Below are 26,287 nucleotides of genomic sequence, written 5' to 3'. Positions count from 1 at the left end.
CGCTCGACTTGCATGTGTTAAGCACGCCGCCAGCGTTCGTCCTGAGCCAGGATCAAACTCTCCGTTGAAGACTCTAGATTTCGAAACCCCAAAAGGTCTCTAATCAGTCATAGACATCGAGTCAAATCACTAGCAATCAAAAACTCAAACTAGCATTTTCAAACACTGACCCCCTCCGACGGAAGAAGGAGAAGAGCCAGCAAATACCCACACCACAACTCACAACCAAACCCGAAGGGCCAGTTGATCATCCGTGATGCGGAGTACCAAAAACATTTGGCACTGACATTCATCGACACACTGTTGAGTTCTCAAAGAACACGCACACACCATCACTTCTGGCACACTCGCCAGCCGCTCCGGGGCAACTTTTCCAGCTTATCTCATCGGACTGACCGGCGCAAACCGGCACCCGCTGAAGACATTCCGGGGTTGAAGCACAACCATACACGATGGTGAACTTCGGATTGGTCAGGCACTTCGTACAACCTCGTTGCATCACCAGGTGGTGAATGTCGGTGTCCGTGTCGCTCTGACTTGGAATAAGTTACGCGCACCGCACGCGATATTCCAAATCGCCTGGTCGCGGGGATTTGCACGCTGAACTCCGCCGGATCTGCCATTCGTGCCGGCGTGCACCGTCAGACCAGAAGCGTGCACGCTGAGCCGGTTTAGCAGGTCCGAAAGGTCGACGGTGGGACCGTCGCTCCCACTACCACTCACTCTTCATCGGGGAGTCCTCATCGAGAAGTACGGCATACCGGCAGTCACCACTCTCGGCGGCACCGAGATCCCCTACAAGGACCGGGGTGCCGGCCGCCCGTAGTCCTGAGCCACGGGTGGCCGCTCAATGCGGACAGCTGGGAAGCGCAGGACCGACCTCGCGGCGCTACTCGAGCACCTCGACCTTCACGACACCACGCTGGTCGGTCTCTCGACCGGCGGTGGTGAGGTGAGTAGATACGCCGGACGGCACGGGACCGGCCGGGTCGCCCAGATCGTGCTCGCCTCGGCGGTGCCGCCGTTCATGCTGCAGACCGCCGACAACCCCGACGGCATCCCGGTCGAAGCCTTCGATTCTTCGGCGCAACCGACCTGACAGTCACCCGTCCCAGGGTGTACGCGACTCGTTCTGGTCGCAGGCAAATCAGGGGGGTCACCACAACGCCTACGAAGGCATCGCCGCGTTCTCGGCGACGGACTTCCGAGCTGACCTCGACAAGGTCGACGTCCCCACCCTCGTCATTCACGTGACGACGACCAGACAGTGCCGTTCGATGTCGGCGGCAAGAAAGTCATCCGCGCGGATCGACGGCGCCGTGCTCGCGGTCTACCTACACCTCGTGGCATCCCCTCACCCGAGACAAAAGGATCACAGTCATGAAAGGTCACACCGCAGCACCCGACACCCTCGACCTCGTCCACGGGCTGTGGATGACCCCACACGGCTGGAATGGCGCCTGACTGACCCGGAGTTCGATCTGCTCCACGAACCTGTCGAACGCCGAACGCCGATCGGTGGGCTGCTGACGTGCGGCCTTCGCGTTGCGCACCATCTTCGGAGTCCAGTTCGCCGCACCAATTCTCAGACGGTCCTCAGGAAAGTCACAATTCGGGCCCCTATCGTTTCCCCGGCAAACCAACCGACATGGGAGGACTCGTCATGAATGTTTCACGAGCACGTCTGCAATTCGGTATCGCCGCCGTCGGCGCGATCTCCGCCGCCCTCGTGATCCCGGGCATCGCCTCCGCGGATCCGGCCGACTCCGACTCTTCCCGCCTCGTGAACTCCACGTGCAGCTTCGCGCAGATCGATGCGGCGATGCACGACGTGACTCCGCAGCTCGCCGCACGCCTCGACCAGGCACCCGAGCGCAAGGCTCAGCTGGCGGACTTCTTCTCTAAGTCCCCGGCCGACCGCCAGGCCGTCCTCGACGCCCACCCGCAGCTGAAGAGCCGACTGGACACCGTGCCTACCGAGGGCCCGGCCGTCGAGTGGCGCGCGAAAGCGCTGGCGATCGCCGAGACCTGCGGTAACTACTGACGCACGCTAGCCGGGGCGGACGGTGCGCAGGACCGTCTGCCCCGTGTCCAGCCTGCGGATGTTGTCGGTGATGTCGCCGACCCGGCCGACGAACGTGTGGTCGGTGACGCCGGACGAGTGCGGGGTCATCAGGACGTTCGGCAGGTCGCGGAACGGCAGCGCGCTCGGGGCGCCGTGACCGCCGGCGTCGGGGTAGGAGTACCAGACGTCGATCGCCGCGGCCGCGATCCGGTGCGACGCCAGCGCGTCGTACAGCGGTTGTTCCTGGATGAGGGGGCCGCGCCCGACGTTGATCAGGATGCCGTCGGGGCCGAGCGCGTCGAGTTCCGCGTCGCCGATCATGTCGCGGGTGTGATCGTTCAGGGGCGCGGACACCACCACGACGTCGGACTCCGTCAGGAGCCGCAGCAGCGACGTGTTGCCCCCTGCCCAGGCCAGGCCTTCCTCGGCGGCGTCGAGATTGCCCCGCCCGGTCACGGCGCAGCCCTCGGACCCGAACGCGCGCAGCACGTTCCACGACCGCCGGCCGATGTGACCGAAGCCGACGAATCCGACCCGCGCGCCCCGCATCGACCGGGACTGCCCGATCGCGTCGTCGTACACCGAGGTGGCCCACACGTCGCCGCGGAGGGCGCGATCGTGCCGGAGGAATCCGCGTCGCAGCATCAGCGCCGCCGACACGATGTACTCGGCGATCGAGTCCTCGTGGTGGAAGGTGTTGGCCACCAGGGTGTCCGCGGGCAGCGCGGCGAACGCCACGTTGTCGGTGCCCGCGCCGGCGACGTGCAGCAGGCGCAACTTCGGCGCAGCGGCAGCCATCGCGGCGGTGAACCGGCCGCCCACTTAGACGTCGGCGTCGGCGAGGTCGGCGACGATGGCCGACTCGTCGAATGCCCGATGCCACGACACCGTCGCACCGGACGGCAGCCCCGTCTCGAACAGTTCGCGATGCGGCAGCAGGTTCCGGTCGCCGACGACGACCTTCATCAGGCGCGCACCAACGCCGGGCGCTTGCTGTCGAACGTCCAGCCGGGCACCAGGAACTGCATGCCGATCGAGTCGTCGCGCGCGCCGAGCCCCTTCTGCCGGTACAGCTCGTGGGCGGCCTCGACGCGGTCCATGTCGAGTTCGACACCGAGGCCGGGGGTCGACGGCACGGTGAGGTAGCCGTCTTCGATCTCGAACGGGTCCTTCGTGATCCGCTGACCGTCCTGCCAGATCCAGTGCGTATCGATGGCGGTGATGTCGCCCGGAGCCGCGGCCGCGACGTGGGTGAACATCGCGAGCGACACGTCGAAGTGGTTGTTGGAATGCGAACCCCACGTGAGGCCCCACGCGTCGCAGAGCTGGGCGACGCGGACGGATCCGTTCATGGTCCAGAAGTGCGGGTCGGCGAGCGGGATGTCGACGGCGCCGGAGCGGATGGTGTGCCCCATCTCGCGCCAGTCGGTGGCGATCATGTTGGTGGCGGTCGGCAGTCCGGTGGCGCGCTTGAATTCGCTCATCACCTCTCGACCGGAGAAGCTGCCCTCGGGGCCGACCGGGTCCTCGGCATACGCGAGAACGTCTTTCAGCCCGCGGCACGTCTCGATCGCCTCCGACAGCAGCCAACCGCCGTTGGGGTCGAGGGTGATCCGGGCGTCGGGGAATCGCTCGGCCAGCGCCGTGACGGCCGCCGCCTCCTCGCGGGGTGCCAGGACGCCGCCCTTGAGCTTGAAGTCGGCGAAGCCGTATCGCGCCTGAGCCGCCTCGGCCAGTCGCACGACCGCGTCCGGTGTCAGCGCCTCCTCGTGCCGCAGGCGCAGCCAGTCGTCGGACTCCGCCGCACCCGACTGGTACTCGAGGTCAGTCTTGTTGCGGTCGCCGACGAAGAAGAGGTAGCCGAGCGCCTGCACCTTCTCGCGCTGCTGACCCTCGCCGAGCAGGGCCGCGACGGGAACACCGAGGTGCTGCCCGAGAACGTCGAGGAGTGCCGACTCGACGGCGGTGACGGCGTGGATCGCGACACGAAGGTCGAACGTCTGGTTGCCGCGGCCCGCCGCGTCCCGGTCGGCGAACGTGCGTCGCAGATCGGCGAGAACGCCGTTGTACTCGCCGATGCTGCGCCCCGTCACGATCGCGCGGGCGTCTTCGAGGGTACGGCGGATCGGTTCACCGCCGGGCACCTCGCCGACACCGGTGTTGCCGTCGGAATCGGTGAGGATCACCAGGTTCCGGGTGAAGTACGGGGCATGCGCGCCGGACAGGTTCAGGAGCATGCTGTCGTGTCCCGCGATCGGGACCACTCGCATGTCGGTGACAACCGGGGTGGTGCTCGTTGTACTCATCTCCGAAAACCTTCCTTCACAGCGCAGCGCCGCCCGTGAGGCGCCTCACAACCAAAACTCTAAGTGGCCCGATCGATACATGTCCAAGACTTGTTGAGCATCGAACGATGCAGACACTGCATCAGAGAAGTTGTTGTCCGATCAGCATCAACGCACCCACACAGGACACCGTGATCGACGCCCGGCGCAGGCGCGCCGCGTCCAGGTGGCGATTCACGAACCGCGAGGCCACGTAGCCGAGCACCGTCGCCGGGATCAGCAGCAGGAACATCACCGCCGACTCGCGGTGCACCGACCCCGTCGCGGCGAGAACGGCCACCGACAGTGTGGAGCCCACCAGGAAGAACGCGCTCATGTTGCCACGCAGCTGCGCCCCCTTCGACCCCTGCATCACCAGTGCCATCGGCGGTCCGCCGATCGACGTGGCCGTGCCGAGCAGACCCGACGCGGCGCCTGCGACGGCGAGGTTCCGGCGTCGCGGCGGCGGTGCCCAGCCCAGCGTCGCGAAGACGACCCCGGCCAGCACCACGGCCGCGAGCAGCAGCGACAGCCCCCGTTCCGGGAGCACCACCAGCAGCAACGCGCCCGCGATCGTGCCCGGCACCCGGCCGGCCAGCGCCCACCCGGTGCCCGACAGATCGAGGGCGTCGCGTTCCCGCCACACCACCATCACCGTGACGACCGTCGCCGTCATGATCAGCGTCCCGGGCAGCAGGCCCGGATCGACGAGCGCGACGACGGGTGCCGCGAGCATGCCCATCCCGAATCCGATCGACGCCTGCATGCACGAGGCGAGAAAGACGGCGAACGCGATGATCGCGAACTCTGCCCCGCTCACCCGACCGCGACGGGGACGCCGAGTTCGATCGGACGCCGGGGATGGTGGCATTCGGCGACGTGGCCGCTCTCCCGCTCGTCGACCGCGGCGGGCGGCACTGTGCTCGCGCAGATGTCGGTCGCGTGGGCGCAGCGGGTGCGGAACCGGCAGCCCGACGGCGGGTTCAGCGGCGACGGCACTTCACCGTCGAGGATGATCCGCTTGCCCCGGGATTCGGCGTCCAGCTTCGGTGCCGCCGACATCAGGGCCTCGGTGTACGGGTGGGCGGGACGGTCGAAGACGGCGTCCGTCGCACCCGTCTCCACGATCCGCCCGAGGTACATCACGGCGACGCGGTCGGCGACGTGCCGCACCACCGACAGGTCGTGCGAGATGAACACGTAAGAGATGCCGAGCTGCTTCTGCAGGTCGTTCAGCAGGTTGAGCACCTGCGCCTGCACCGACAGGTCGAGCGCCGACACGGGTTCGTCGCAGATGACGACGCTCGGGTTCAACGCCAGGGCGCGGGCGATCCCGAGTCGCTGACGCTGACCGCCGGAGAACTCCTGCGGGTAGCGGTGCTCGTCGCTCGGCCGCAGGCCCACCAGGTGCAGCAGTTCCCGCACGCGCGCCGCCCGGTCGCGGCTCGTCTTGTACATCGTCTTGTGGGTGCGCCACGGCTCGGCGATGATGTCGGCCGCCGACATCCGGGAGTTCAGCGACGCGTACGGGTCCTGGAACACCATCTGCACGCGGCGGCGCAGCGCGAGCAGGTCCTTGCCCTTCAGCGAGAACGGGTCGACGCCGTCCCACGTCACCGAACCGGAGTCCGGGCGCTCGAGCATCATCAGCGTGCGGGCGAGAGTGGACTTGCCACAGCCCGATTCGCCGACGAGCCCGAGCGTTTCGCCGCGGGCGAGGTCGAGGTCGATGCCGTCGAGCGCGCGCAACTGATTCTTGCCCGCCGCGTTGGCAGGCACCTTGAACGTCTTGGTGAGGCCCCGCACCTTCAGAATCGACTCAGACATGAGAGATCTCCTCGGGGAAGTGGCACGCCGAGCGGCGACCAGATGTGGCGACGTCGGCGAGCGGTGGGCGGGTGGTGCGGCACAGGTCGCGGGCCAGTGGGCAGCGCGCCTGATAGACGCAGCCGGACGGAATGGAGTGCAGGTCGGGCGGGGTGCCGCCGATGGATTTCAGGTCCTCCCCGCGGACCGCGTGCACGGGGACCGAATCGAGCAGCCCCTTGGTGTACGGGTGTTGCGGCGACGAGAACACCTCGGCGACCGGACCGGTCTCGACGACGTTGCCCGCGTACATGATCGCGACGCGGTCGGCCTCCTCCGCGACCAAGGCGAGGTCGTGGGTGATGAGGATGACAGCCATGTCGTGCTCGGTGCGCAGGTCCCGCAGCAGCGACATGATCTGCGCCTGCACCGTGACGTCGAGCGCCGTTGTCGGTTCGTCGGCGAGCAGGACCGTCGGGCTCAGTGCGACGGCCATCGCGATCAGCAGGCGCTGCCGCATGCCGCCGGAGAACTGGTGCGGGTAGGAGTCGACGCGCGATTCGGGCTCGGGAATCCCGACCCTCTCCATCAGCGAGACCGCTTCCCGTCGCGCCTCTTTCGAGGACAGCCCGCGATGGATGCGGAACGGTTCGGCCAACTGCTTGCCGACCGTGTACACCGGGTTGAGCGCGGTCAGCGCGTCCTGGAACACGATGGCGAGTTCGGTGGCGGCGAGGGTGCGGCGGGTCCTGGCCTTCGCCGTCACCAGGTCGACGTCGCCGAGACGGACCGAGCCGTCGGTGATGTCGGCGATCGGTTCGAGCAGGCCGACGAGCGCCTGCGCGGTCATCGACTTGCCGCACCCCGACTCACCGAGCAGCGCGAGGGTCTCCCCGCGCCGCGCGGTGAACGACACGTGGTCGACGGCCCGGACCGAGCCCGAGGGGGTGCGCAGGTCGACGGTCAGATCCGCGACCTCGAGGGCGACGCGGTCGGTGTCTGCGACGTCGGGCGATTCGACAGCCGGTGCGGGTGCACTCATGAGACGACCTTTCGGGTGGGGAACAGCCGGGAGCGACGCGACCGCGGGACGGTCAGACGCCAGCGCTGGGCGGGGTCGGTGGCGATCCGCGCCCATGCCGCGAGCACGGTCGCCGACACGGTGGTGATCACGATGGCGAGGCCGGGGAAGAACGACAGCCACCACGCCGTCTGCAGGTACGTCCGGCCCTGGGACACCATCAGGCCCCAGCTGATGTCCGGCGGCTGGATGCCGATGCCCAGGAAGCTCAGCGACGACTCGGCCAGCATCACGTAGCAGAAGTCGAGGGTGGCGACGGTGAGCAGCGTCGGCAGCAGGATGGGGAACACGTGCCTGCGGATGACGGCCCCGCTGCGGGCGCCGAACGTGCGGGCGGCGTCCACGAACAACCGGCTCTGCAGTTCCGCCGACTCCGCGCGGGCGGTGCGGAGGTAGATCGGGATGCGGGTGATGGCCAGGACCAGGACGATGTTCGCGGCGCTGGGCGAGAACACGTAGAGGACGACGACGGCCATCAGCAGCGACGGGAAGCTCATGATGACGTCGGCGACACGCATCGCCGTCGTCTCCCGCCAGCCGCGGTGGTAGCCCGCCCACATGCCGACGAGGGACCCGATGATGCAGGACAGCGCGACCGCGGGCAGCGCCACCAGGAGGGTGGTGCGGCACGCGACGATCAGCCGGGCCAGCATGCTGCGTCCGAGCGGGTCGGTGCCGAGGATGTTCATCCACCCGTTCGCCACGTGGAACGGTGCGAGGTTGGACTGGTCGAGGTTCTGATCCGTCGCGGCGTCGCCGACGAGCCACGGGCCGAACACGGCGACGAGGAACACGAACACCAGGATCGCCGCCGCGACCGTGGCCATCCGGTCCCGCAGGAGCAGTCGCCACAACGGCGCCTTGCTCCGGGACGGTTTCGGTGCCGGACCGGTTTCTCCGACGGGGGCAGCGACGGCAGGCGTCTCGTCGGGGCCCGGGTAGAGGTCGCCGGCCCCGTCCAGGCGGGGTGCGTTGTCTATGGACATCTCGGCGGCCTCCTAGACCTTGGACTTCTCACGGACACGCGCGTCGAGAAGTGCGTAGCCCGCGTCGATCAGGATGTTGAGGACGAAGATGCTGACCGCGGTCAGCAGCACCGCCGCCTGCAGTACTGCGAAATCGCGCTGCAGGATCGCGTCGATCATCAGCTTGCCGATGCCGGGCCATCCGAAGATCGCCTCGACGACGACGGCGCCGTTGACCAGTCCGACGGTGAGGTCGCCGGCCACCGTCAGCGCCGGAGCCGCGGCGTTGCGGAGCGCGTGATGGGTGACGACGCGCAGATCGCCCGCGCCCTTGCTCCGGGCAAGTCGTACGTATGGTGCGGACAGCGCCGACACCATCGCACCGCGGACCACCTGGGTGAGCACGCCGAGCGGCCGGATCAGCAGGGTGGCGATCGGCAGGATCCACGACAGCGCGCTTCCGGTACCCGACGTGGGCAGCACCCCCAGCACCACCGCGAAGATCCACACACCGGTGATGGCGAACCAGAAGTCGGGGATGCTGGCCGCGGTCATCGACAGCAGGCTCGAGATCCGGTCGGCGAGCGAATTCGGCCGGTACGCCGCCCAGCAGCCGATCACGATGGCGCCGATGATCGCGAGCAGCATCGTGAAGAACGCCAGCTGCAGCGTGGCCGGGAACGCCCGCAACGCCATGGTCGCGGCGGATTCACCGGTGCGCAGCGATTCGCCGAAGTCGAGGTGGGCAACCCCGGACAGGTAGTCGACCATCTGGCTCAGGACCGGCTTGTCGAGGCCGTTCTCGGCCGCGAACTCGGCGCGCTGATCCGGTGTCGCGGAGACCGGGAGGTACAGGTTGGTCGGGTCGCCGGTGAGGCGGGCGAGCAGGAACACACCGAAGAGGACGACGAGGAGGGGTACGAGGCTGGTGTAGACGCGTCGGCGCAGGAAGGCGAACATGACTCACCGCCTTCGGATCGGGTTCGGTTGGGACATCTCAGTTCCTCCGGGGGGCTGGGAAGAGGGGTTAGCCGTTCGCGGATGTGTCCGCGTGGGTCATCTCGCTCAGGCGCATCTCGTCGCCGGTCGCGGAGTTGGGCGCGTACTGCACCGTCGGGGACTTGGCGAGCACCGCGTTCATGTGGGCGATGTACGCGAACTGCCGGATCTCCTTCGGCTCGTTGGCCAGTACCGAGGCGAACGCGTCCTGCCGGGCGTCGCCGACGAGTTGCTCGGCGGCGTCGATCTGCGCGTCGTATCCGGGCGAGCCGAAGTAGCTCTGGTATCCGTCGCTGCGCATGTACTGGTCGACGGTGAACTGCGCGTCACCCGCCTGGTTGCCGTGCTGGATCATCAGCAGAATCGGTCCGGTGCCCTGCGGGAACGGCCGGATCTGGTACTGCATCTGCCCGGCCGTGTCCATCATCTCGATCTTCACGTTCAGGCCGGCCTTGCTCAGCGAGTTCTGGATGACCTCGATGGTCTCGTTGATCTTCGGGAACTGGCCCGTGCGCCCGATCAGGCGGATCTGGTTGTCGACGGGAACGCCGTCGGCCTTCGCCTCCGCCACCAGTTGCGCGGCGCGATCGGAGTCGTACGGGGTCGGCTGCAGGTCGGGGTCGAACCCGACGATGCTGCTGCCGACGAGTTGCCCGGCCGGCTCGCCGAGACCCTGGAACAGTGCCTTGACGATCCCCGCCCGGTTGACGGAGAGGTCGATGGCCTCGCGGACGCGGTAATCGTCGAGCGGCGGTTCGGTGGCCATCATGCGCAGCGCCGTCGTCTCGTTGTTGGGGTAGGCGACACCGAGGTCGCCCGCGCCGTCCTCCGGACCGAGGTACGTGGCGAGTTCGGCCTCGTCGTTGGTGACCATCGCGGCCCGGACGCTGCCCTCGGTCCGCCACTGGTAGATCGCCCGCGTGTACTCGGGCGCCGGGCCCCAGTACGTGTCGTTGCGGACCAGCGCGAGCCGCTGGCCGTGATCCCAGTAGTCGATCTTGTAGGGGCCGGTGCCGATCGGATCGCGCACCTTGTCCTGGGCGTCGGTGGTGGAGGGCACCATCTCCACGAACGAGATCCGCAGCGGAAGGATCGGGTCGGCGACGGGAGTCTGCACCGTCACGGTCGACGGGTCGATCGCGTTCACCTCGAGTTCGTCGTCGCCGAAGACGTACCCGTCGACGTCGCAGCCGATGGTGGAGTTGACGGTGCGATCGATCGAGAAGGCCGCGTCCTCGGCATCGAAGACGCTGCCGTCGCTGAACGTGACGCCCGGACGGATCCGGAACGTCCAGACCGTGTCCGACGTCTGCTCCCACGAGTCGGCGAGCTTCGGTTCGAGATCGCCGGTATCGGCGTTGCGTTCCACCAGCGGCTCGGTGATGTTGGAGCGGACGACGACTCCGGTAGAGGTGAGTGACGCGTCGCAGGGTTCGAGCGTGGGCGGCTCCTGGGGGAGCACGATCCGCAACGTGTCGGGGCTGGCGGCGTCGCTGTGGCTCGAATTGGCCACCGAGCAACCTGTGACCAGAGCCGGCACCGTCAGTGCGGCGGTGGCCACGACGACGGCGCGGTAACGGGTTCCCTGCTGCAGCGAACGTGCAGGGCTCATGGTGTCCTCCGTAGGGATGTGTCGCGTACTCGACGCGAGTGAAGAGGCCCGCCTGTGACGGTAGACACACGCTATGAGCGGCCCGGAGGAGCGTCAACAGGGGGAAACGGCCCGAAACAGCTCGTGAGGGTCGTCACACGCACAATTGATGGAGACTGCGATCACGCCGGCAGGCCCCTGACCGGCACATACAGGGGGTTTCGGCATCTGCGCACGTCAACGCGCCGCCAACCAATGCCGTTTGAGTATCGATCCATGTTATTTACGTGTTGGACAGGTATTCCGGGCGCCGCTTAACGTACGGGTAACCGGTGACGCGGAGAGTCGCGTCACCACTCGTCAGGAGGCACGATGGTGACCGCTGAGTCGTCCGTGAAAGAAGCTGCTGTACAGACTGTTTCGGGAGGACGCGTCCTGAAGGTCGGGCCGCTGAAGCCGTCCCTCACCGCGACGCTCGCCGAGAAGTACGACGCACTCGACCTCCCGCTGGACGACGACCGCACCAGCTTCCTCGCCGAACACGGCGAGTCCGTCACCGCGGTCGTGACGTCCGGCCGCACCGGAGTCGACGCCGCGCTGATGACGGACCTGCCGAACCTCGGCGCCATCGTGCACTTCGGAGTCGGTTACGACACAACCGATGTCGTGCTCGCCGAGGAGCTCGGAATCGGCGTGAGCAACACCCCCGACGTCCTCACCGACTGCGTCGCCGACACCGCCGTCGGATTGCTGATCGACACGCTCCGCGGCTTCTCCGCCGCCGACCGCTTCGTGCGCGACGGCCGCTGGCCCGCCGAGGGCAACTTCCCCCTCACCCGGAAGGTGAGCGGCACGCGGGTCGGCATCGTCGGGCTGGGACGTATCGGCTCCGCCATCGCCACCCGCCTCACCGGCTTCGGTTGCACGATCTCCTACCACAATCGGCGCGAGGTTCCCGGCTCCCCGTTCTCGTACGTCGGCTCGGCCGCCGCACTCGCCGCCGGGGTGGATGTGCTGATCGTCGCCGCAGCGGGCGGAAAGGGTACCGAAAAGCTCGTGGACCGACAGGTTCTCGAAGCCCTCGGACCCGACGGCTACCTGATCAACGTGGCACGCGGAAGCGTCGTCGACGAAGACGCGCTCGTCGAACTGCTCACCGAACGCAAACTCGCCGGTGCCGGACTGGACGTGTTCGCCAGGGAACCGCACGTTCCCGAAGCGCTCCTCGCGCTCGACACCGTCGTTCTCCTCCCCCACGTCGCGAGCGGCACGACCGAGACCCGGGCCGCGATGGAGGCTCTCACCCTGCAGAACCTCGACGAATACCTCGCCCAGGGCACCCTGACCACCCCCGTACTCGAGCCGAGGTCACGATGAGCGTTATTCTCAGCTACGTCCCGACAGTCGAAGGTCGTGGCGCCCTGGCCTTCGGATTCGCCGAAGCCCGCATGCGCGCAACCGATCTCGTGGTGATCGCGGACGGCGACAGCGCCTCGAATCCCGGCTTCGGGGCCGAACTGCACTCCGCGAGGGAGGAAGCGGACGCAGCCGGCGTCGACTACCGCATCGCGCGGAACGAACCCGACCGCTCCCACGCCGACAACCTCATCGACGCGTCCTACGACTCCGCCGCCGAACTCCTCGTCCTCGGCATGCGGCGACGCTCCCCCGTCGGCAAACTCCTCATGGGCAGCGTTGCCCAGCGTGTGCTCCTCGAAGCGCAGTGCCCCGTCGTCGGAGTCAAGCCGCCCGTCGCAGCAGAGGTCTGAGCGGCACGGACGAGGTTGATTCCCCGGCCCATCCATAACGCTCACGGCGCCGAATACCAGCCGTGGGACAGCCATGATCGATGGGCCTCAGCGCGCTGACGGCGCGGAACTGGGCGGTCGCCTCCTGACCTTGGTCGGCGACCGCGACTTCCAGGCGCTCGCACCCGAGATCTCCCAGATCGCGTGCGACCACGGCAGCGACCGGTCGGCGTTCACGGCGGTCGTGGCGTGGATCGTCACGACCATCGCCGACCTCATCGCGGATCCGGCCTCGAGCGTCACCGACGCCGTCGACAGCTTCATCAGCGTCGTACCCGTCGTGCACGACACCGCCGAGCTGAACGAGGAATTGCCCGCGCCCGCCGAGTGGCTGTTCACCGCCGTCGTGAGACACCTGCAGAGCGGGCATCGGGAGGGATCCGATCCCCCGCCGCCCGTGCCTGCCGACACCGCACTCATTCGCATGCAGGCCCTCGTCGAAGCCTTGCTGTGGCTCGACGCCCTGCTCGAATGCGACCACAGCCTGTAGGCGAGCACAATTCCCTGACTCGGGGACGGTGCCCTCACAGTGACGGCCGTCTCTAGTCGGAATAGCCCGGCCCGTAGGCCCGTTCCCCCAGTGGATCCCGATCCTGCGCGGCGGCACCGAGAACGGCGCTGCCGAACACGCCTACGGAAAGACCGATATCTGTGAATCTCTTCTCCCCCTTGACACTCGGCGAACTGGAACTGCCCAATCGGGTCGTGATGGCACCCCTGACCCGCGTCCGCTCCGGGCGTGACGGTGTGCCCGGACCGCTGGTGGTCGAGCACTACCGTCAGCGGGCCTCTCTCGGTCTGATCGTCGGCGAAGGCACGTACCCCAGCCACGCCGGCCAGGGCTTCCCCGGCCAGCCCGGGCTGGTGACACCCGAGCAGGTTGCGGGCTGGAAGAACGTCGCCGACGCCGTGCATGAGGCGGGTGGACGGATCGTCGCCCAGGTCATGCACGCCGGCCGCGTCACGCACGAGGGAACCACCGGCGGTCACGAGGTGGTGGGCCCGAGCGCCGTCGCCATCGACGGTGAGACCCGCACCTATGAGGGGAAGGCTCCGTACCCGGTGCCCCGCGCGCTGCGTACCGAGGAACTCCCCGCCGTCATCGAGGATTTCGTCCAGGCGTCGCGGAACGCGGTGGCAGCCGGGATGGACGGCGTCGAAATCCACGCCGCCAACGGCTACCTGCTGCACGAATTCCTCTCCCCGGCATCCAACCTGCGTGAGGACGCGTACGGCGGCTCCCCCGCGAACCGGGCACGCTTCGTCGTCGAGGTGGTCGAGGCCGTCGCAGACGCCATCGGCGCCGGGCGGGTGGGTATCCGCATCTCACCCGAACACAACATCCAGGACGCCCTGGAACTGGACGCCGACGACGTTCGGGCCACCTACGGCGCGCTGGTCGACGCCATTGCTCCGTTGAAGCCCGCCTACCTGAGCATTCTGCACAAGGACCCGTCCGGGCCCCTTGCCCAGGACCTGCGGACGCGCTTCGGCGGCCCGGTGCTGATCAACAGTGGTTTCGGGGCGGTCACCACCCGCGACGAAGCGCTGGCCATCCTCGACGACGGCCACGCCGATGCCGTCGTCGTCGGGCGTCCCGCGATCGCCAACCCGGATCTCGTGCGGCGCTGGCAGGAAGACCTGCCGCTCAACACGCCGGACCCCGAGACCTTCTACTCGGAGGGCGCGAAGGGCTACACCGACTACCCGGTGTTGCAGCACTGAGCCCACCCGCATGCCGACACGTTGTGGCCCATGACGCCAGGTCATGGGCCACAGCGCTATCCGACGGACGCCCCCGTGTCGCGTATCCGGGCCCGGCACCGTACGGTTAGTCGTAGTTGAGTACACAGCTACCGAGTTCACGGACCGCCCGGCGCGTCCGTGCTCCAATCGGGCGTACCAACTGTGCACGCTGTGCCAGGACGCCCACCTCGAAGGTGGCCGACAGTGAGAGCACCATTCCGCACGACGCTCTCGCAGCCGAAGCTCCCGACGAACAGCTTGACTTCTATCTTCTCGTGACCTGTCGGAGGAACTGCATTTTCGGACCACTGAACTCCGGGCCTGCTCTGCCGCGGCGACGCTCACAGAAGTTGAAAGGTGATCGTTCATGCCACTCACCGTGGAGCACACCACTCGTTACGCCGATGCCCTCATGACGCTGGCCCTGGCCGCCCACCGCCCGGCCACCGTCGTCAACACCGGCAGCGGATACGCCGTCCGGGTCGATTTCGAGCGCGGCATTTACCTGCTCGCCACCAACGCACCGGGGGATCTCAGTTCCGATCCGGACGCGCAGAACCCGTGGGTGGTGACTTTCTTTCAGAAGCAGCCGGCCGCCGAGGACACCCGGCTCGTGACGGTGACCGGGGAATGGCTCGTCGACGCGTTCGACCAGGCCCTCGCCATGATGCCGATTTCGGGGATCGCCGACGACCCGGACGCACAACCCGCCGAGCTGCGCCTCGCCGGCACGGAGGTCCACGACCTCGCTCACTGACACCGTGTGACGGGGCTCCATCCGCCCGTCACCGCCCGGCAGCAGACCGTCTACCCCCACCGGGTAGGCGGTCTGCGAGTCTTCCCAGCCGCTCGACCGCGGGCAGCGCCTGCGCGATCTTCTCCGCGTCGCGGGCAATGATCTCGGCGCTCTGGTCGATGCCCTTCGCGCTCACGGCGAGCCCCTCCGCGGTCTCCGCGATCTGCTTGGCGGCGTCCAGCAGTTCGGACAGGTCGTCGAGTGCGGGCCCCAGACGGTCGATCAGCACCCCGATCTGGCGTATGCGGAGCATCACCGTCGTGACGGCGCGTTCCCACTCGCGGATCTCGCTCGAGACGTTCTGCAGGATGTTGATGGGAGGCTCCTTGTCGGTGCTCGGCGGCCGGGCCTGGCGACGCGCACCCAACCTATCTGTTACTCACAGTTCCCCATACTCGGCCTAGCCGTTCAGATCGTGGCCGGTGGCCGCGCGCGCGTAGGAGTGGAGGCTGGCGATCGCCTCGGCGCGGCGCAGCGCATCGATCTGGTGGTTTTGGTCCTGGTCGGCGCTGGAGATTCGCGGGTTACCGGGATGGGGGTCATCTTTCTATGAGCACACTGGCGCGGACCGGCTGGCGATGATTTCGGCGGCGATGGAGATGGCGGTCTCGGCTGGCCCCCGGTTGCCGATGTCGAGGCCGATCGGGCTGGATAGCGTGGCAAGACTTTCTGGGCGGAGGCCGGCTGCGGCCAGGTCCCGCCGTCGGTTGGTGTCGGCGGTGAGTGACCCCATGGCCCCGACGTAGGCGAGGGGCTGTGTCCATTTGGCCTCGTCGAGGCATTCGAGGAGGACGGGAATGTCGATCTTGGGGTCGTGGGTGAGAACGACAATGACTGTGCGGGAATCGAATCGGCCTTTGTTGCGCTCACTTGTGATCCAGTCCGACGGCCACTCGCACACGACCTCTTCGACATCGGGAAATCGCTGCGGTGTCGTGAACACGGGGCGGGCATCGCAGATGGTGACCCGGTAGCCCATTCGGGTACCGACTAGCCCGGTCTCCATTGCGAAGTCGGTCGAACCCACGATCACCATCCGGGGCCGGGACGGGAAGCGACGAATCAGCGTTCCGGAGGAGGTCAGGCCGGTGGGGGCGTCGAGTTCGTTTGCGATGCGGTGGGTACCTGCTTCCGGTCCGGTGAGGATCGTCTCGAGGATGACGGTTTCGTCGCGCAGCGTCCGTTCCATGAGGTCGGCGAGTTGCGGCATGGTCTCGCGGTCTACTCGTTCCACGAGCACGATCAGTGATCCGCCGCAGGTCAGTCCGGGTTCGAGGATGTCGCCGGTGGGGCCGTAGTGCTCGATTCGGGGGTGCCCGGTGGCGAGGACGTCGAGGGCGGTTTCGTAGAGGGCGCCTTCGACGCAGCCGCCCGAGATGCTGCCGACCACGGTTCCGTCCTGGTGGACTGCGAGCATCGCGCCGGGGTCTCGTGGGGATGACCCGTGGGTGGCTATGACGGTGGCGACCGCGATAGCGCGGTGTGCTTCCCATTCAGTGTGGATGTCGCGAAGGACGGTGTTCACGAGTGCCTCGCAATTCTGTTCGCGTCACGGTTCCGGCGACCGGGGCTGGGGAGCCGTCGCGGTGGTGGCGAGGATCGTACAATAGTTTTGCGCAAAGATAAGTCCTGAAATTGTCGGTGAGTCGGTCGCCGGTAGGCGAGACTGATTCGCGGCACCGTGCCCGTATCGAATCTGGAGTGTGAAGTGGCCGAATCGGATCGGGCGGATGGGGTCGGTGAGATCATCCGGCAGTGGGCTCGGACGCGTCCCGAGCTGGACGTGTCGGCTTTGGAGATTTTCGGACGGCTGCATCGGAGTTTTCTGCTGTACCGGGCTCAGATCAATGAGCTGTTCGAACGGTTCGGGACGAACGAGGCGGGGTTCGACGTTCTCGCCTGCCTTCGGCGTGCGGAACCAACGTTCCGGCGCACTGCCGGGGAGCTGGCGAAACAGACCTTGGTGACAACGGGTGGCCTGACAATGCGGGTGAACCGGCTCGAGGAGGCCGGCCTGGTGCTACGTGAGCGCGATGACATCGACTCCCGCGTGGTGTATGTGACGCTCACCGGGGCGGGCCGCAAACTTGTCGACGCTGTTTCGGATGCACACTTCGCGGAACTGGCCCGGATGCAGGGGGGACTCGGGGGTGGTCAGCGCGAGCAGCTCGCCGATCTTCTGTCCGTTCTGGAGGGGTCTTTACAGGCTGCTGCATCCGAGAACACCGCAAAGTCGGTCGGTGCAGCGCCTGCGTAGGGGGTCGAAACCACATGAGCGCTCCGGGGTGTGCTCGCCGGAAGACCTGCCGTGATCCTCCCAACCAGGACTGTGACCTGCAACTCTTCGGGGAGGGGTGTGCTCCAGGTGCCGCAATCCTCGAAATGACCGGGCCGGACAACTTTGGCCGCGCTATTGACCTCGGGGAGCCAGGAACGTAGAACTATCTTATAGCAAAGATACTTTGCGCTGAGTCTTCTTGGACCGTCATCCGTTGTCCTTTCGAATGGAACGAGGCACATGAACAAGAGCGGCCTTGCCACGGTGGCTGCGGAGGGCGGCGGCACAGTGACTGCCCTACCCTTGCGCGGCGATGCGACCCCCGAGCAGAATCCAGCTGACGGCAGGAACGCCTCGCGCGGCACCTTGGCCACCGTGCTGCGCCACACCGACCCGGCCGACTCCTGCGACAGTGTTGGTGACGAAGATCCGATCGTCGTTCGCGAGCATCTTCAGGGCCGGAATCGGCGTAAGTTCGTCTACACCGGATTCTGTTCGGTAGCCGTCCGCGCCGCACTCGACGTCGTCTCCGCGGCCGTGGAACGGCGCGCCCTACAAGGGGTGAATCACCACATGCATACCGGCTATGGCAGACCGCGCCGCACACTCGTGCGGGGAGCCCGCTGATGCGCCCCCAGGCCCTGGGGGCCGGGTTGGTGGCGCAGACCCAACTCGCGATGGCCCCTTTCCGGCTCCATCGCCCCACCACCATCGAAGACGCCCTCGCGATCGTGTCCGAACATCCGGATGCCGTCATCGCCGCGGGCTGCTCGGATCTGGTCGCCCAGATCCGTGAGGGGTGCGCCCCAAACACGTTGGTGTCGCTGCAGAAGGTCGATGCGCTCCGCGCCATCAGACACGAGGCCGGCGTACTTCATATCGGCCCGATGGTGACCCACCACATGGGCGCGACGGACGAGATCGTCGGCACCGCGATCCCGGACCTCGCGGCGGCATGGGCGTCGATCGCCACGGTTCGGATCCGCTACACCGCGACCGTCGGCGGAAACCTGATGGCGCGGCGGTACCGCTACGAGATGCCGCTGCTTCTCGGGGCGCTCGGCGCGGACCTGGTCTTCGACGCCGGCGCGCTCTCCCGCCCGGTCGCGTCGTTGTGGGCGGACAGCGGAACCGATCAGCGAGGTCTGTTGACCGACATCACCGTACGAACGGACGACCTCGTCTGGTTCGGATATGAGCGTTCGATGCGTCCGACGGCGACAGTAGCCCTCGCGGTGCGCCGCAACCCCGACGGCACCCTGCAGGTGCGCGCGCAATCGGGCTCCGAGTACCGCCACGGATTCGCTCTGACGGCCGACACCGGCGCCCGCGAACTCGATCCGCTCGAGGTGAGCGCGCAGCTTGCCCAGCAGCTACCGGACGATTGTGCCGATTACACCGGCTCGGCGGAGTACCGCCGGCACCTGGTGCGTGTGTTGACGCGCCGCCTGCTCACCGCGGCGTGTGCGCAGCTGAAGGGAACGACAACGAGATGACCGAGTACCCCGATCGCGAGACCGACCGATCCGCTGCCCCCGACGGTGAACTCGACACCTGCATCGAGTTCGCTCTGAACGGCGTCAAGCAGACCGTGCGCGTCGCCGCCAACGCCATCCTGCTCGACGTCCTGCGCAACAACCACGGCTGCAACGGCGTTCGCGGTTCCTGCGAGCGCGGGGTCTGTGGAGCGTGCACCGTGCTCGTGGACGATCTGCCCGTCGCCTCCTGTTCGACCTTCGCGTTCAGCATCGACGGCGCCTCGGTCGAGACAGTGGAAGGGTTGGCCGCGCCCGACGGCGCGCTGTCCCCGCAGCAACGTGCATTCTCCGAGTGCGGGGGTTTCCAGTGCGGCTTCTGCACGTCCGGGATGTTGATGCTCACCACCGGGCTGCTGCGTCAGGACCCACAACCCGATCGCGGCACCATCCGCGAATGGATCAGTTCCAACACCTGTCGCTGTACCGGATACGAGATGATCCTCGAATCGGTCGAGCGCGCTGCCGAACTGACCGGTGAGACGAACGGGGAATCCGCGTGACGACGACAGCCGAGTCCTTCACTCACGACGTCCACCCCGACGCCGCGAGCACCGGATACACCGTGTATTCGCTGCCGACCGCCTCTCCGGACAAGCGGGTCACCGGGCGCGATCTGCCGCGCGCGGACGCCGCGGTCAAGGTGACCGGCAAAGCGGTCTACAACACCGACATCGTGCGACCGGGCATGTTGCACGCGAAGGTGCTGCGTAGTCCGCACGCGCACGCTCGTATCGTGTCCATCGACGCGAGCGCCGCCGAGGCACTGAACGGCGTCACCGCGGTACTGACGCGCAACGAAACCGACGGCCTGGCGTGTTACGGCACCATGGTCAAGGACCAGCCGGTCGTCGCGACCGACACCGTCCGCTATGTCGGCGACATCGTCGCCGCCGTCGCTGCGGTAGATGAGCGCACGGCCCTGGCTGCACTGGACCTCATTCAGGTCGAATACGAGATCCTGCCGGCGGTATTCGACGTCGACGAGGCCCTCGATCCGTCGTCGCCGACAATCCATCCGCTCGAGCCGCGCGGCGGGTTGCCCCCGTACCGGAACGGCGCGTCGGCGTCGCTGCGCAGCGACCACAATGTCAGCTACGAATTCCGTTACAGCACTGGATCACCGGACGTGTGGGAGGAGTGCGACCACATCTTCGAGGACACCTTCCTTTTCTCCCGGATGAACCACATGCATCTCGAACCGTTCGTCACGGTCGCGGAGGCAACCGACGAACAGATCGAGGTCTGGACGGCGACACAGAGCCCGTTCAACCTCCGCCAGGAACTCGGGCACGTATTCAACCTCCCCGAAAACCGGATCCGGGTGCACGTCGCCCTGCTCGGCGGCGCGTTCGGCGCGAAGAACGGCCCGAAGGCCGACCCGGTCGCCATCCGCCTGTCCCAGCTCAGCGGCGGCCGGCCGGTGCGGTTCTGCATGAGCACGGAAGAGGGCTTCCTCACCGTGTCGCAGCACGCGGCGAAGCTGATCGTCAAGGCCGGCGTCAAGGCGGACGGCACCTTTGTCGCCCGCAAATCGACGGTGCTCCTCGACAGCGGGGCCTACGCCGAACACAGTCCGGCGGTGGCGGAGAAGGCCGGCTACCGGATGCCGGGCGCGTACCGCTGGCAGCACATCGACACCGTCTGCAAGGCGGTTACCACGAACACTGTGCCCGCCGGCGCCATGCGCGGATTCGGGGCCACCCAGACCACGTGGGCCGGCGAACGTCAGATCGACCTCATCGCGCAGCGACTCGGCATCGATCCCTACGCACTGCGGCTGAAAAACCTCAAAAAGCTCGGCGAAGAATTCGTCCCCGGGGATGCGGGGATCGACTCCGACCTCGCCGAAGGAATGCGTCTGGTCGCGGACGCTATCGGCTACCACTCCAGGGATCGCAGCGGAAACCGCGGCATGGGGGTATGCGTCGGGCTCAAGGACAGTGGCGGCGGCAACAAGCCCGCGATGGCGCGGGTCAAGGTGACCGCCAACGGCGACGTCTTCCTCAATTGCGCGCTCACCGAAATGGGCCAGGGCGGGCACTCCGCGATGTCCCAGATCGTCGCCGACGTCCTGCGCACCAGCCGCGACCGCGTCGTGTACACGCGCATCGACACCGACCACACCCCCTTCGATCAGGGCACCAACGCCTCGTCCGGCGTGGTGGTGATGGGACAGGCCGTCCGGAACGCGGCGGAGAACCTGCGTAGACAAGTGCTCGAGTGGGCCGGTGAACAGTTCGCCATCGACCCGGCCACCTCAGTGCTCGACGACTGGACGGTGCGCACCCCCACAGGCGAGGTATATCCGCTTTTCGAGCGGATCATGGAGTTCTTCGGCCACACCGGGTTCGAGTTCTCGGCCGACGGCTATTACAAGGTGCGCAATGATGCCGATGCGCCATTGGCCGCCCGGTGTGTCTTCTACGAGATCGGGTGGGCGGCAGCCGAGGTCGAAGTCGACCCGGAGACCGGTAGGGTTACGGTCCTTCAGCTCGCGGTCAGTGGAGACGCGGGCAAGGTGATCAACAAGATCGGCTGCCGCGGTCAGGATGAAGGCGCCGCCATACTTGGACTCGCGCAGGCCCTGTTCGAGGAAATGCGCTACGAGAACGGTGAACTTCTCAACGCCGAGGCCCTGCTGTACCGCGTCCCACTCGCGGAGGACCTCCCCGAGCGGTTCGTCTCGATCACCCAGGAGCAGGGACACGGCGCCGGCCCCTTCGGCGCCAAAGGCATGGGGGAGGGCGGCATGCTCCCCATCGCCCCGGCAATTGCCCAGGCCATCGCCGACGCGGTCGGTGCCCAGCTTACCGAGTTGCCGATGACACCAGAACGCGTCTTTCGTGCACTCTCAACCGGCGGCGTACCCGGTCTCCCGCCGTTGTCGCACGCCTGAATTCAACCGGACCTCAGACCACCGGTCGTCGGCACACACGCCGACGACCGGAACGTCGACAGGAGCAGGACCCGACGGCGGCATCCTCACGCGCAACGTCGCTGTTCCTGCGTCGCAGCGACACTTCGGCGCCGCACCCACACCCCCGCCCGCCGCCAACACCGGAACAAGTACACCGTGCCACGGCTCGTACCGGGCCGGCACATCCCGCCACGTCGTACCCGCCCGAATCCGCCACCGGATCCCGTCGATGAGCTGCCGTTTCGTCCACTTCGGCGAACGGCCCGCCTTCCTACCCAGAGGCAGCAGCGGCACCAACCGCGCCCATTGCACGTCGGTAACGTCCGCCCGCCCCGGCACCGCGACGCTGGGCGGCACCGACACACCCACTTGATCGAAAACTCACAGCCGAACCACCTTTGAAACACGACCTAAACCTCGGGGTACAGCCAAGGCCGATCGTCGCGGCCCTCGACATAGGTCCCGACGGGCGGACCGTCGAACAGCCCCAGCAGCAACTCACGCGCCGCCCGAGTGGCACCGGCGAGCTCAATCCGGGGTGAAAAACAGGTCCACCCCGATGACGAACCACGCCGCCGGCGCGGCGATCGGCGCAACGCCAGCACAAACGGAACGGCGAATTGACGGGCAGCACGCCACGGAACCGTCACCAACCCGAACACCACAACCAACACCGCCGGCGCCGCCCAACTCAACTTCCGGAAGCGGATCGATGACCGGTCACCCCCAAGAGCTCCGGGTGTCGGCTGGTTACGGGTTGTTCGGTTCCCGCTAGAAGATGGCCCGTGGGATCAATCCGGTGGTTCGTCCATCCTGATCAAGGACGTGTCCTGCCCTCTTGAATGTGTGGAGGCTGATGAACCGGTCCGAAATGGTGATGGACGGAAGTTCTCGCGTGAGTGCAGCCGCGAATGGCGCGATCTCGCTGATCGTCTGAAACCACATCGTGGCGACGATTGTCGAGGTTCCGGTAGTGGCGTTTGCAATTCGGCATTTTGGAATCCGGCTCAATAGGTTGCCGACCGTGTTCAACTCGCTCGGTGCGGTCGTGATCATGAAAGTCGTCTCAACGACTGGTCCGACAAGTGTGTTCGCTCCCTCGCAGCGCAGGGCCACGTGGCCCCCGTCGATCAGCCTTTCGACGCGGCGCCGCGCGGTCGGTCCGGTCACATCGCATTGCTCGCCGAGTGTGGTCCATGCTTGACGCCCATCTTTCGCCAGAGCTCCGAGCAGAGAACGATCGAGATCGTCCAGGAATGGAATCGTTTTCCTGCGTGTGGGCGCTGCCTGGGGCAATTGGAGAAGATTGGCCTGTTCCAGGTCTAACGCCTGGACGCGCCACCGCGCGCCTTCTGTGTAGTTGGTAAGCACGACCGTCGTTGCCACCGACCTGATTCCTTCGATCACCTCGATGCGGTCGGTGAGCAGACGGGTGAGGTCGGCAATGCTGGAGACGAACACGATCACATGGAAGTCCGACGTCCCGGATGTGCTCGATACCGTGTCGACTGCTGGTTCGGCAATCAGGGCTTCTGCAACGTCATGCTTGCTCTGGGGTCTGCAGGTGATCGCAAGCCATGCGGCACATCCGAATTGCAGGAAGGTCGGGCCCGGAGCCACCGCGATCCATGCCGAGCCGCTCTCGGACAACAGCTTCCATCTTCGGGCGAGTGTCTTCGGCGAGTACTGAAGTGCCTCCGCCAAGTCCGCCCAGTCAGCGCGGGGGTTGAGCTGCAGCGCGCCGATAATTGCAAGGTCCAGTTCTGCTGCAGCCTGAGAGGTCATATTGGACATTATGGCCGTAAAAATTATGGAAATCGGCCAAAACCCAGTTCTCGTGAGGTGCGCCACTCAGAGTGGTTGAGCGCGAGTTGCGCAACCGGGACTCCCGGCCCACGAAGTCGAGGTCGATGCATGTGGACACAATCAGTCAGGGGTGAGGAAGGTGCCGTCCAACGGGCGGGTAGACAGCGGGCGGGCGTCGTGGCGCACGTAGTCGGGGCTGGCACCGGTCCCGTGCTCCTGCTGCGCGGAATCGGTGGTAGCGCCGACAGTTTCGCACCACAATTCGGTGAGCTCAACAGTTCCCTGAGGCTGCTCGCGTGGGACGCCCCGGGATCCGGGCGCAGCGGGGATCCCGGACGTCGGTTCGACCTGGACGACTACGCTGACGCCGCGGCCGAGGTGATCAGGGACCGCTGCGGCCAGGTAGGCCAGGTAGGCCAGATGCGTCCTGGTGGTCCACCCATCTCGGGAGCGCCGCAACGCGTGGTCGGCGGGCTCGATCTCGACCTCGCCGGGCGGCACGGACTGCGCCTCGGGAGCCCAGCGCACGCCCGCCGCATGCTGGTGAGCCTGCGCGATGGTCGAATCCACGCTGACGTCCCACACGATCGCACCCCGCGCGGCTCGGGTGAGTGCCGGCAACCCCGCCAGGATCCGCATCTCTGCGGACATTTCTGTTCGTGGTGTGCCAGCTTGCCGCTGACCATGTTTCGCACATTAATCCGACGTGGATTTCTCTTGCTTTCCGCCCACGAGTGGAAATCGTTAACTGTGCACACGGTCTATTTCTTCGTGCCGGCCATGCGTGGCTGATTCCACCGAGGTGCGTAGCGGCGTTTCGGGCCGGGGAATCCATTTTCCGCTCTATTTCATTCGTCACTCAGTGTCTGAATCTTGCGGTCTCGCGGTTCGGCATAACAGCAGGTTGAGGGCTCAAACTTTAAGAAATGAGAGCTTGCGCACAACTAGCCTCAGCATTAAGATATTGACCACTTAAGTAATTTGGTGGTTTCGATCTGTGCACGTTATTCAGAAACAGAGGCGCCCTAAAACGCTCTGATTCGCCACGGGTTCACGCGCCGCGTGACCCATGTTCGTCAAATAGCCGGGAGGCACAATATGGGTGGTGCAATCGCACGACCAGCGGGCGCAGGCTCGCCGAAGAAGGTCGCACTGGCGAGCCTGATCGGCACAACCATCGAGTGGTACGACTTCTTCATCTACAGCACCGCAGCCGTGCTCGTGTTCAACCATCACTTCTTCCCCAGCTTCGACCCGGCCATCGGAACCCTGCTGGCCTTCTCGACCTTCGCCGCCGGCTTCGTCGCCCGTCCGATCGGAGCCATCGTCTTCGGTCACTTCGGGGACAGGGTTGGCCGAAAATCGATGATGGTCGTCACCATCTTGATCATGGGCGTCGCCACCGTACTGATCGGCCTGTTGCCGACATATGCCACCATCGGCGCCTTCGCTCCGGTGCTGCTGGTGCTGCTGCGACTGACGCAAGGCTTCGCGCTCGGCGGCGAATGGGGTGGCGCTGCGCTCATGGCGACGGAGCATTCCCCCGATAGCCGACGTGGTTTCTTCGGCAGCTGGCCGCAGGCGGGGGTGGCGGTCGGACTGATCCTGGCGATGACCGTGTACCTACCCCTCGATGCAATGGCCGATGATCACTTCATGGCCTGGGGGTGGCGTGTTCCGTTCCTCCTCAGTGCGGTACTGGTGATCACCGGACTGATCATCCGGGTACAGGTCGCCGAGAGTCCGGAGTTCGACCGGGTCAAGGATGTGCACGCCGTCGTGCGCCTGCCGATCATCGAAGTTCTTCGCACACATCCGAAGCAGGTGCTCCTGGTCGCCGGCGCCAGCCTGTCGCCGGGCATCTTCTTCTACCTCCTGACCGTGTACAACTTCGTCTACACGCAAGAGGCAGGCGGCCTGAGCCAAAGTTCCATGCTGATTCTGGTGATCGTCACCTCCGCGGTCGGATTCGTGGTCACCCCGATCGCAGGTGCGCTCTCCGACAGATTCGGCCGGCAACGGCTCTTCCTGCTCGGCCTTGCCCTCATCGGTTCTCTCGCCTTCCCCCTCTACTGGGCGCTCGACTCGGGCTCGTACGGCTTCATCGCTGTCTGCTACGTCGCCGCGACCATCGCCGTATACATCCCGTGGGCGCTGCAGCCGGCATACTTCTCCGAGGCGTTCGACGCACGAGTCCGCTACAGCGGGCTGTCGCTGGCCACCACCCTCGGCAACCTCTTGGGCAGCGCCATCGCGCCGCTCATCGCCGGAACACTACTCAGCGCAACCCATGCGTCCATCTCCATTTCCCTGTATGTCTTCGTCACCGCAGCACTGTCGTTCGTCTGCGTACTGGTGCTCGGACGGACGAACCGGAAAAAAGATACGCAAGCCGACAGCGGAATCGGCACCGATAACGTGAGCGGGCTCCGCACTCCCACCTACTCGGAGTGATGCCCCTCATGGACGTCGCCTCTCGGGCACGGAAGCACTCACAATGACAGCGAACTCTGATCGGTCCCACAACTCCTGAAAGAACAACCTCTCGGAGAAGGGGTGCTCACCGT

General features: G+C 66.4%; 26 protein-coding genes, 1 rRNA gene and 1 pseudogene. 14 read left to right on the top strand and 14 right to left on the bottom strand.

All coding sequences use genetic code 11. From position 1 onward, the window contains the following. A 16S ribosomal RNA gene (locus ACNJ7E_RS16725) occupies positions 1–68 on the bottom strand; the annotation flags it as partial. A 626-nt stretch (positions 69–694) separates the two neighbouring features. On the opposite strand from ACNJ7E_RS16725, the gene ACNJ7E_RS16720 reads away from it, so the two are divergent. The 3 genes from ACNJ7E_RS16720 (at position 695) to ACNJ7E_RS16710 (ending at position 2,044) form a co-directional block, all read left to right on the top strand. After that, positions 695–826 (top strand): hypothetical protein, encoded by a 132-nt coding sequence (locus ACNJ7E_RS16720; RefSeq protein WP_418340472.1) that lies wholly within the window; start codon positions 695–697, stop codon positions 824–826. 24 nt (positions 827–850) lie between these two features. Further along, entirely contained in the window at positions 851–1,099 is a 249-nt protein-coding gene (locus ACNJ7E_RS16715) for an alpha/beta fold hydrolase (RefSeq protein ID WP_005569242.1), read from the top strand. A gap of 564 nt (positions 1,100–1,663) precedes the next feature. Beyond that, complete coding sequence (locus tag ACNJ7E_RS16710; protein WP_283354566.1) at positions 1,664–2,044, top strand: hemophore-related protein; 381 nt, start codon at positions 1,664–1,666, stop codon at positions 2,042–2,044. Positions 2,045–2,050: 6 nt separating this feature from the next. Here ACNJ7E_RS16710 and ACNJ7E_RS16705 read toward each other — a convergent pair. The 8 genes and pseudogenes from ACNJ7E_RS16705 to ACNJ7E_RS16670 form a co-directional block, all read right to left on the bottom strand. After that, positions 2,051–3,031: pseudogene (locus ACNJ7E_RS16705) on the bottom strand (2-hydroxyacid dehydrogenase). Beyond that, positions 3,031–4,371, bottom strand: coding sequence for a glucarate dehydratase (gene gudD, locus ACNJ7E_RS16700; protein WP_016884543.1), 1,341 nt, complete (start codon positions 4,369–4,371; stop codon positions 3,031–3,033). Before gudD ends, ACNJ7E_RS16705 begins: the two are co-directional and overlap by 1 nt. A gap of 121 nt (positions 4,372–4,492) precedes the next feature. Beyond that, a complete protein-coding gene (locus ACNJ7E_RS16695) occupies positions 4,493–5,209 on the bottom strand; it encodes a sulfite exporter TauE/SafE family protein (protein WP_005256537.1) in 717 nt (238 codons plus the stop codon). Next, entirely contained in the window at positions 5,206–6,216 is a 1,011-nt protein-coding gene (locus ACNJ7E_RS16690) for an ABC transporter ATP-binding protein (protein WP_005256534.1), read from the bottom strand. The genes ACNJ7E_RS16695 and ACNJ7E_RS16690 overlap by 4 nt, the downstream gene beginning before the upstream one ends. Then, positions 6,209–7,237, bottom strand: coding sequence for an ABC transporter ATP-binding protein (locus tag ACNJ7E_RS16685; RefSeq protein WP_418340471.1), 1,029 nt, complete (start codon positions 7,235–7,237; stop codon positions 6,209–6,211). The genes ACNJ7E_RS16690 and ACNJ7E_RS16685 overlap by 8 nt, the downstream gene beginning before the upstream one ends. Further along, the gene (locus ACNJ7E_RS16680; RefSeq protein WP_198602296.1) at positions 7,234–8,262 is read right to left on the bottom strand and encodes an ABC transporter permease; all 1,029 of its coding nucleotides are present in this window, start codon (positions 8,260–8,262) and stop codon (positions 7,234–7,236) included. Before ACNJ7E_RS16680 ends, ACNJ7E_RS16685 begins: the two co-directional genes overlap by 4 nt. Positions 8,263–8,274: 12 nt before the next feature. Beyond that, on the bottom strand, positions 8,275–9,201 hold the full coding sequence (locus tag ACNJ7E_RS16675; RefSeq protein ID WP_005256530.1) for an ABC transporter permease: 927 nt from the start codon (positions 9,199–9,201) through the stop codon (positions 8,275–8,277). Positions 9,202–9,268: 67 nt separating this feature from the next. Continuing rightward, the gene (locus tag ACNJ7E_RS16670) at positions 9,269–10,852 is read right to left on the bottom strand and encodes an ABC transporter substrate-binding protein (RefSeq protein ID WP_280784788.1); all 1,584 of its coding nucleotides are present in this window, start codon (positions 10,850–10,852) and stop codon (positions 9,269–9,271) included. A gap of 351 nt (positions 10,853–11,203) precedes the next feature. Here ACNJ7E_RS16670 and ACNJ7E_RS16665 point away from each other — a divergent pair, with 351 nt between their 5' ends. From ACNJ7E_RS16665 to ACNJ7E_RS16645, 5 genes are all read left to right on the top strand, one after another. After that, a complete protein-coding gene (locus ACNJ7E_RS16665) occupies positions 11,204–12,208 on the top strand; it encodes a 2-hydroxyacid dehydrogenase (RefSeq protein WP_418340470.1) in 1,005 nt (334 codons plus the stop codon). Continuing rightward, positions 12,205–12,600: a universal stress protein gene (locus ACNJ7E_RS16660; protein WP_011596465.1), complete on the top strand. Its 396-nt coding sequence runs from the start codon at positions 12,205–12,207 to the stop codon at positions 12,598–12,600. Before ACNJ7E_RS16665 ends, ACNJ7E_RS16660 begins: the two co-directional genes overlap by 4 nt. A gap of 73 nt (positions 12,601–12,673) precedes the next feature. Beyond that, positions 12,674–13,129 (top strand): hypothetical protein, encoded by a 456-nt coding sequence (locus ACNJ7E_RS16655; protein ID WP_280784790.1) that lies wholly within the window; start codon positions 12,674–12,676, stop codon positions 13,127–13,129. 161 nt (positions 13,130–13,290) lie between these two features. Continuing rightward, positions 13,291–14,364, top strand: a complete 1,074-nt coding sequence (locus tag ACNJ7E_RS16650) for an alkene reductase (RefSeq protein ID WP_418340469.1) — start codon at positions 13,291–13,293, stop codon at positions 14,362–14,364. A gap of 388 nt (positions 14,365–14,752) precedes the next feature. Next, positions 14,753–15,142, top strand: a complete 390-nt coding sequence (locus ACNJ7E_RS16645) for a hypothetical protein (RefSeq protein WP_280784792.1) — start codon at positions 14,753–14,755, stop codon at positions 15,140–15,142. A gap of 28 nt (positions 15,143–15,170) precedes the next feature. On the opposite strand, the gene ACNJ7E_RS16640 is transcribed toward ACNJ7E_RS16645, so the two are convergent. Next, positions 15,171–15,548 (bottom strand): hypothetical protein, encoded by a 378-nt coding sequence (locus ACNJ7E_RS16640; RefSeq protein WP_280784793.1) that lies wholly within the window; start codon positions 15,546–15,548, stop codon positions 15,171–15,173. A gap of 180 nt (positions 15,549–15,728) precedes the next feature. Further along, on the bottom strand, positions 15,729–16,706 hold the full coding sequence (locus ACNJ7E_RS16635; protein ID WP_283336496.1) for an XdhC family protein: 978 nt from the start codon (positions 16,704–16,706) through the stop codon (positions 15,729–15,731). A 183-nt stretch (positions 16,707–16,889) separates the two neighbouring features. Here ACNJ7E_RS16635 and ACNJ7E_RS16630 point away from each other — a divergent pair, with 183 nt between their 5' ends. The 5 genes from ACNJ7E_RS16630 (at position 16,890) to ACNJ7E_RS16610 (ending at position 21,893) form a co-directional block, all read left to right on the top strand. Beyond that, the gene (locus ACNJ7E_RS16630; protein ID WP_009477009.1) at positions 16,890–17,438 is read left to right on the top strand and encodes a MarR family winged helix-turn-helix transcriptional regulator; all 549 of its coding nucleotides are present in this window, start codon (positions 16,890–16,892) and stop codon (positions 17,436–17,438) included. Between the two features lie 261 nt (positions 17,439–17,699). Continuing rightward, entirely contained in the window at positions 17,700–18,086 is a 387-nt protein-coding gene (locus tag ACNJ7E_RS16625; RefSeq protein ID WP_418340468.1) for a hypothetical protein, read from the top strand. Further along, complete coding sequence (locus ACNJ7E_RS16620) at positions 18,086–18,955, top strand: FAD binding domain-containing protein (protein ID WP_418340467.1); 870 nt, start codon at positions 18,086–18,088, stop codon at positions 18,953–18,955. The genes ACNJ7E_RS16625 and ACNJ7E_RS16620 overlap by 1 nt, the downstream gene beginning before the upstream one ends. Then, positions 18,952–19,497, top strand: coding sequence for a (2Fe-2S)-binding protein (locus ACNJ7E_RS16615; RefSeq protein WP_009477006.1), 546 nt, complete (start codon positions 18,952–18,954; stop codon positions 19,495–19,497). The genes ACNJ7E_RS16620 and ACNJ7E_RS16615 overlap by 4 nt, the downstream gene beginning before the upstream one ends. Then, positions 19,494–21,893 carry a xanthine dehydrogenase family protein molybdopterin-binding subunit gene (locus tag ACNJ7E_RS16610; protein ID WP_009477005.1) on the top strand — a complete coding sequence of 800 codons (2,400 nt, stop codon included), beginning with the start codon at positions 19,494–19,496 and terminating at the stop codon, positions 21,891–21,893. Before ACNJ7E_RS16615 ends, ACNJ7E_RS16610 begins: the two co-directional genes overlap by 4 nt. Here ACNJ7E_RS16610 and ACNJ7E_RS16605 read toward each other — a convergent pair. The 3 genes from ACNJ7E_RS16605 to ACNJ7E_RS16595 all read right to left on the bottom strand — a co-directional run bounded on the left by ACNJ7E_RS16605 (position 21,849) and on the right by ACNJ7E_RS16595 (position 24,371). Continuing rightward, positions 21,849–22,208, bottom strand: a complete 360-nt coding sequence (locus ACNJ7E_RS16605; RefSeq protein ID WP_418340473.1) for a transposase — start codon at positions 22,206–22,208, stop codon at positions 21,849–21,851. The two genes, ACNJ7E_RS16610 and ACNJ7E_RS16605, sit on opposite strands and share 45 nt — an antisense overlap. Before the next feature lie 477 nt (positions 22,209–22,685). Beyond that, complete coding sequence (locus ACNJ7E_RS16600) at positions 22,686–23,699, bottom strand: Lrp/AsnC family transcriptional regulator (RefSeq protein ID WP_280784798.1); 1,014 nt, start codon at positions 23,697–23,699, stop codon at positions 22,686–22,688. Between the two features lie 141 nt (positions 23,700–23,840). Next, complete coding sequence (locus tag ACNJ7E_RS16595; protein ID WP_283354556.1) at positions 23,841–24,371, bottom strand: transposase; 531 nt, start codon at positions 24,369–24,371, stop codon at positions 23,841–23,843. 447 nt (positions 24,372–24,818) lie between these two features. On the opposite strand from ACNJ7E_RS16595, the gene ACNJ7E_RS16590 reads away from it, so the two are divergent. Next, positions 24,819–26,174, top strand: a complete 1,356-nt coding sequence (locus tag ACNJ7E_RS16590; RefSeq protein ID WP_283336489.1) for an MFS transporter — start codon at positions 24,819–24,821, stop codon at positions 26,172–26,174. Positions 26,175–26,287 lie beyond the last annotated feature (113 nt).

The organism is Rhodococcus mengyinensis (assembly GCF_048381435.1).
GTDB classification, from domain to species: Bacteria; Actinomycetota; Actinomycetes; order Mycobacteriales; family Mycobacteriaceae; genus Rhodococcus_F; species Rhodococcus_F opacus_D.
This window is presented reverse-complemented; position numbering and strand designations above follow the sequence as displayed.

Coding starts and splice junctions, on each gene's coding strand:
- ACNJ7E_RS16670 (WP_280784788.1), bottom strand. CDS start 10,852: ATGAGCCCTGCACGTTCGCTGCAGCAGGGAACCCGTTACCGCGCCGTC.
- ACNJ7E_RS16675 (WP_005256530.1), bottom strand. CDS start 9,201: ATGTTCGCCTTCCTGCGCCGACGCGTCTACACCAGCCTCGTACCCCTC.
- ACNJ7E_RS16615 (WP_009477006.1), top strand. CDS start 18,952: ATGACCGAGTACCCCGATCGCGAGACCGACCGATCCGCTGCCCCCGAC.
- ACNJ7E_RS16660 (WP_011596465.1), top strand. CDS start 12,205: ATGAGCGTTATTCTCAGCTACGTCCCGACAGTCGAAGGTCGTGGCGCC.
- ACNJ7E_RS16665 (WP_418340470.1), top strand. CDS start 11,204: ATGGTGACCGCTGAGTCGTCCGTGAAAGAAGCTGCTGTACAGACTGTT.
- ACNJ7E_RS16645 (WP_280784792.1), top strand. CDS start 14,753: ATGCCACTCACCGTGGAGCACACCACTCGTTACGCCGATGCCCTCATG.
- gudD (WP_016884543.1), bottom strand. CDS start 4,371: ATGAGTACAACGAGCACCACCCCGGTTGTCACCGACATGCGAGTGGTC.
- ACNJ7E_RS16715 (WP_005569242.1), top strand. CDS start 851: ATGCGGACAGCTGGGAAGCGCAGGACCGACCTCGCGGCGCTACTCGAG.
- ACNJ7E_RS16690 (WP_005256534.1), bottom strand. CDS start 6,216: ATGTCTGAGTCGATTCTGAAGGTGCGGGGCCTCACCAAGACGTTCAAG.
- ACNJ7E_RS16620 (WP_418340467.1), top strand. CDS start 18,086: ATGCGCCCCCAGGCCCTGGGGGCCGGGTTGGTGGCGCAGACCCAACTC.
- ACNJ7E_RS16625 (WP_418340468.1), top strand. CDS start 17,700: ATGAACAAGAGCGGCCTTGCCACGGTGGCTGCGGAGGGCGGCGGCACA.
- ACNJ7E_RS16655 (WP_280784790.1), top strand. CDS start 12,674: ATGATCGATGGGCCTCAGCGCGCTGACGGCGCGGAACTGGGCGGTCGC.
- ACNJ7E_RS16595 (WP_283354556.1), bottom strand. CDS start 24,371: ATGTCCGCAGAGATGCGGATCCTGGCGGGGTTGCCGGCACTCACCCGA.
- ACNJ7E_RS16680 (WP_198602296.1), bottom strand. CDS start 8,262: ATGTCCATAGACAACGCACCCCGCCTGGACGGGGCCGGCGACCTCTAC.
- ACNJ7E_RS16600 (WP_280784798.1), bottom strand. CDS start 23,699: ATGACCTCTCAGGCTGCAGCAGAACTGGACCTTGCAATTATCGGCGCG.
- ACNJ7E_RS16685 (WP_418340471.1), bottom strand. CDS start 7,237: ATGAGTGCACCCGCACCGGCTGTCGAATCGCCCGACGTCGCAGACACC.
- ACNJ7E_RS16710 (WP_283354566.1), top strand. CDS start 1,664: ATGAATGTTTCACGAGCACGTCTGCAATTCGGTATCGCCGCCGTCGGC.
- ACNJ7E_RS16590 (WP_283336489.1), top strand. CDS start 24,819: ATGGGTGGTGCAATCGCACGACCAGCGGGCGCAGGCTCGCCGAAGAAG.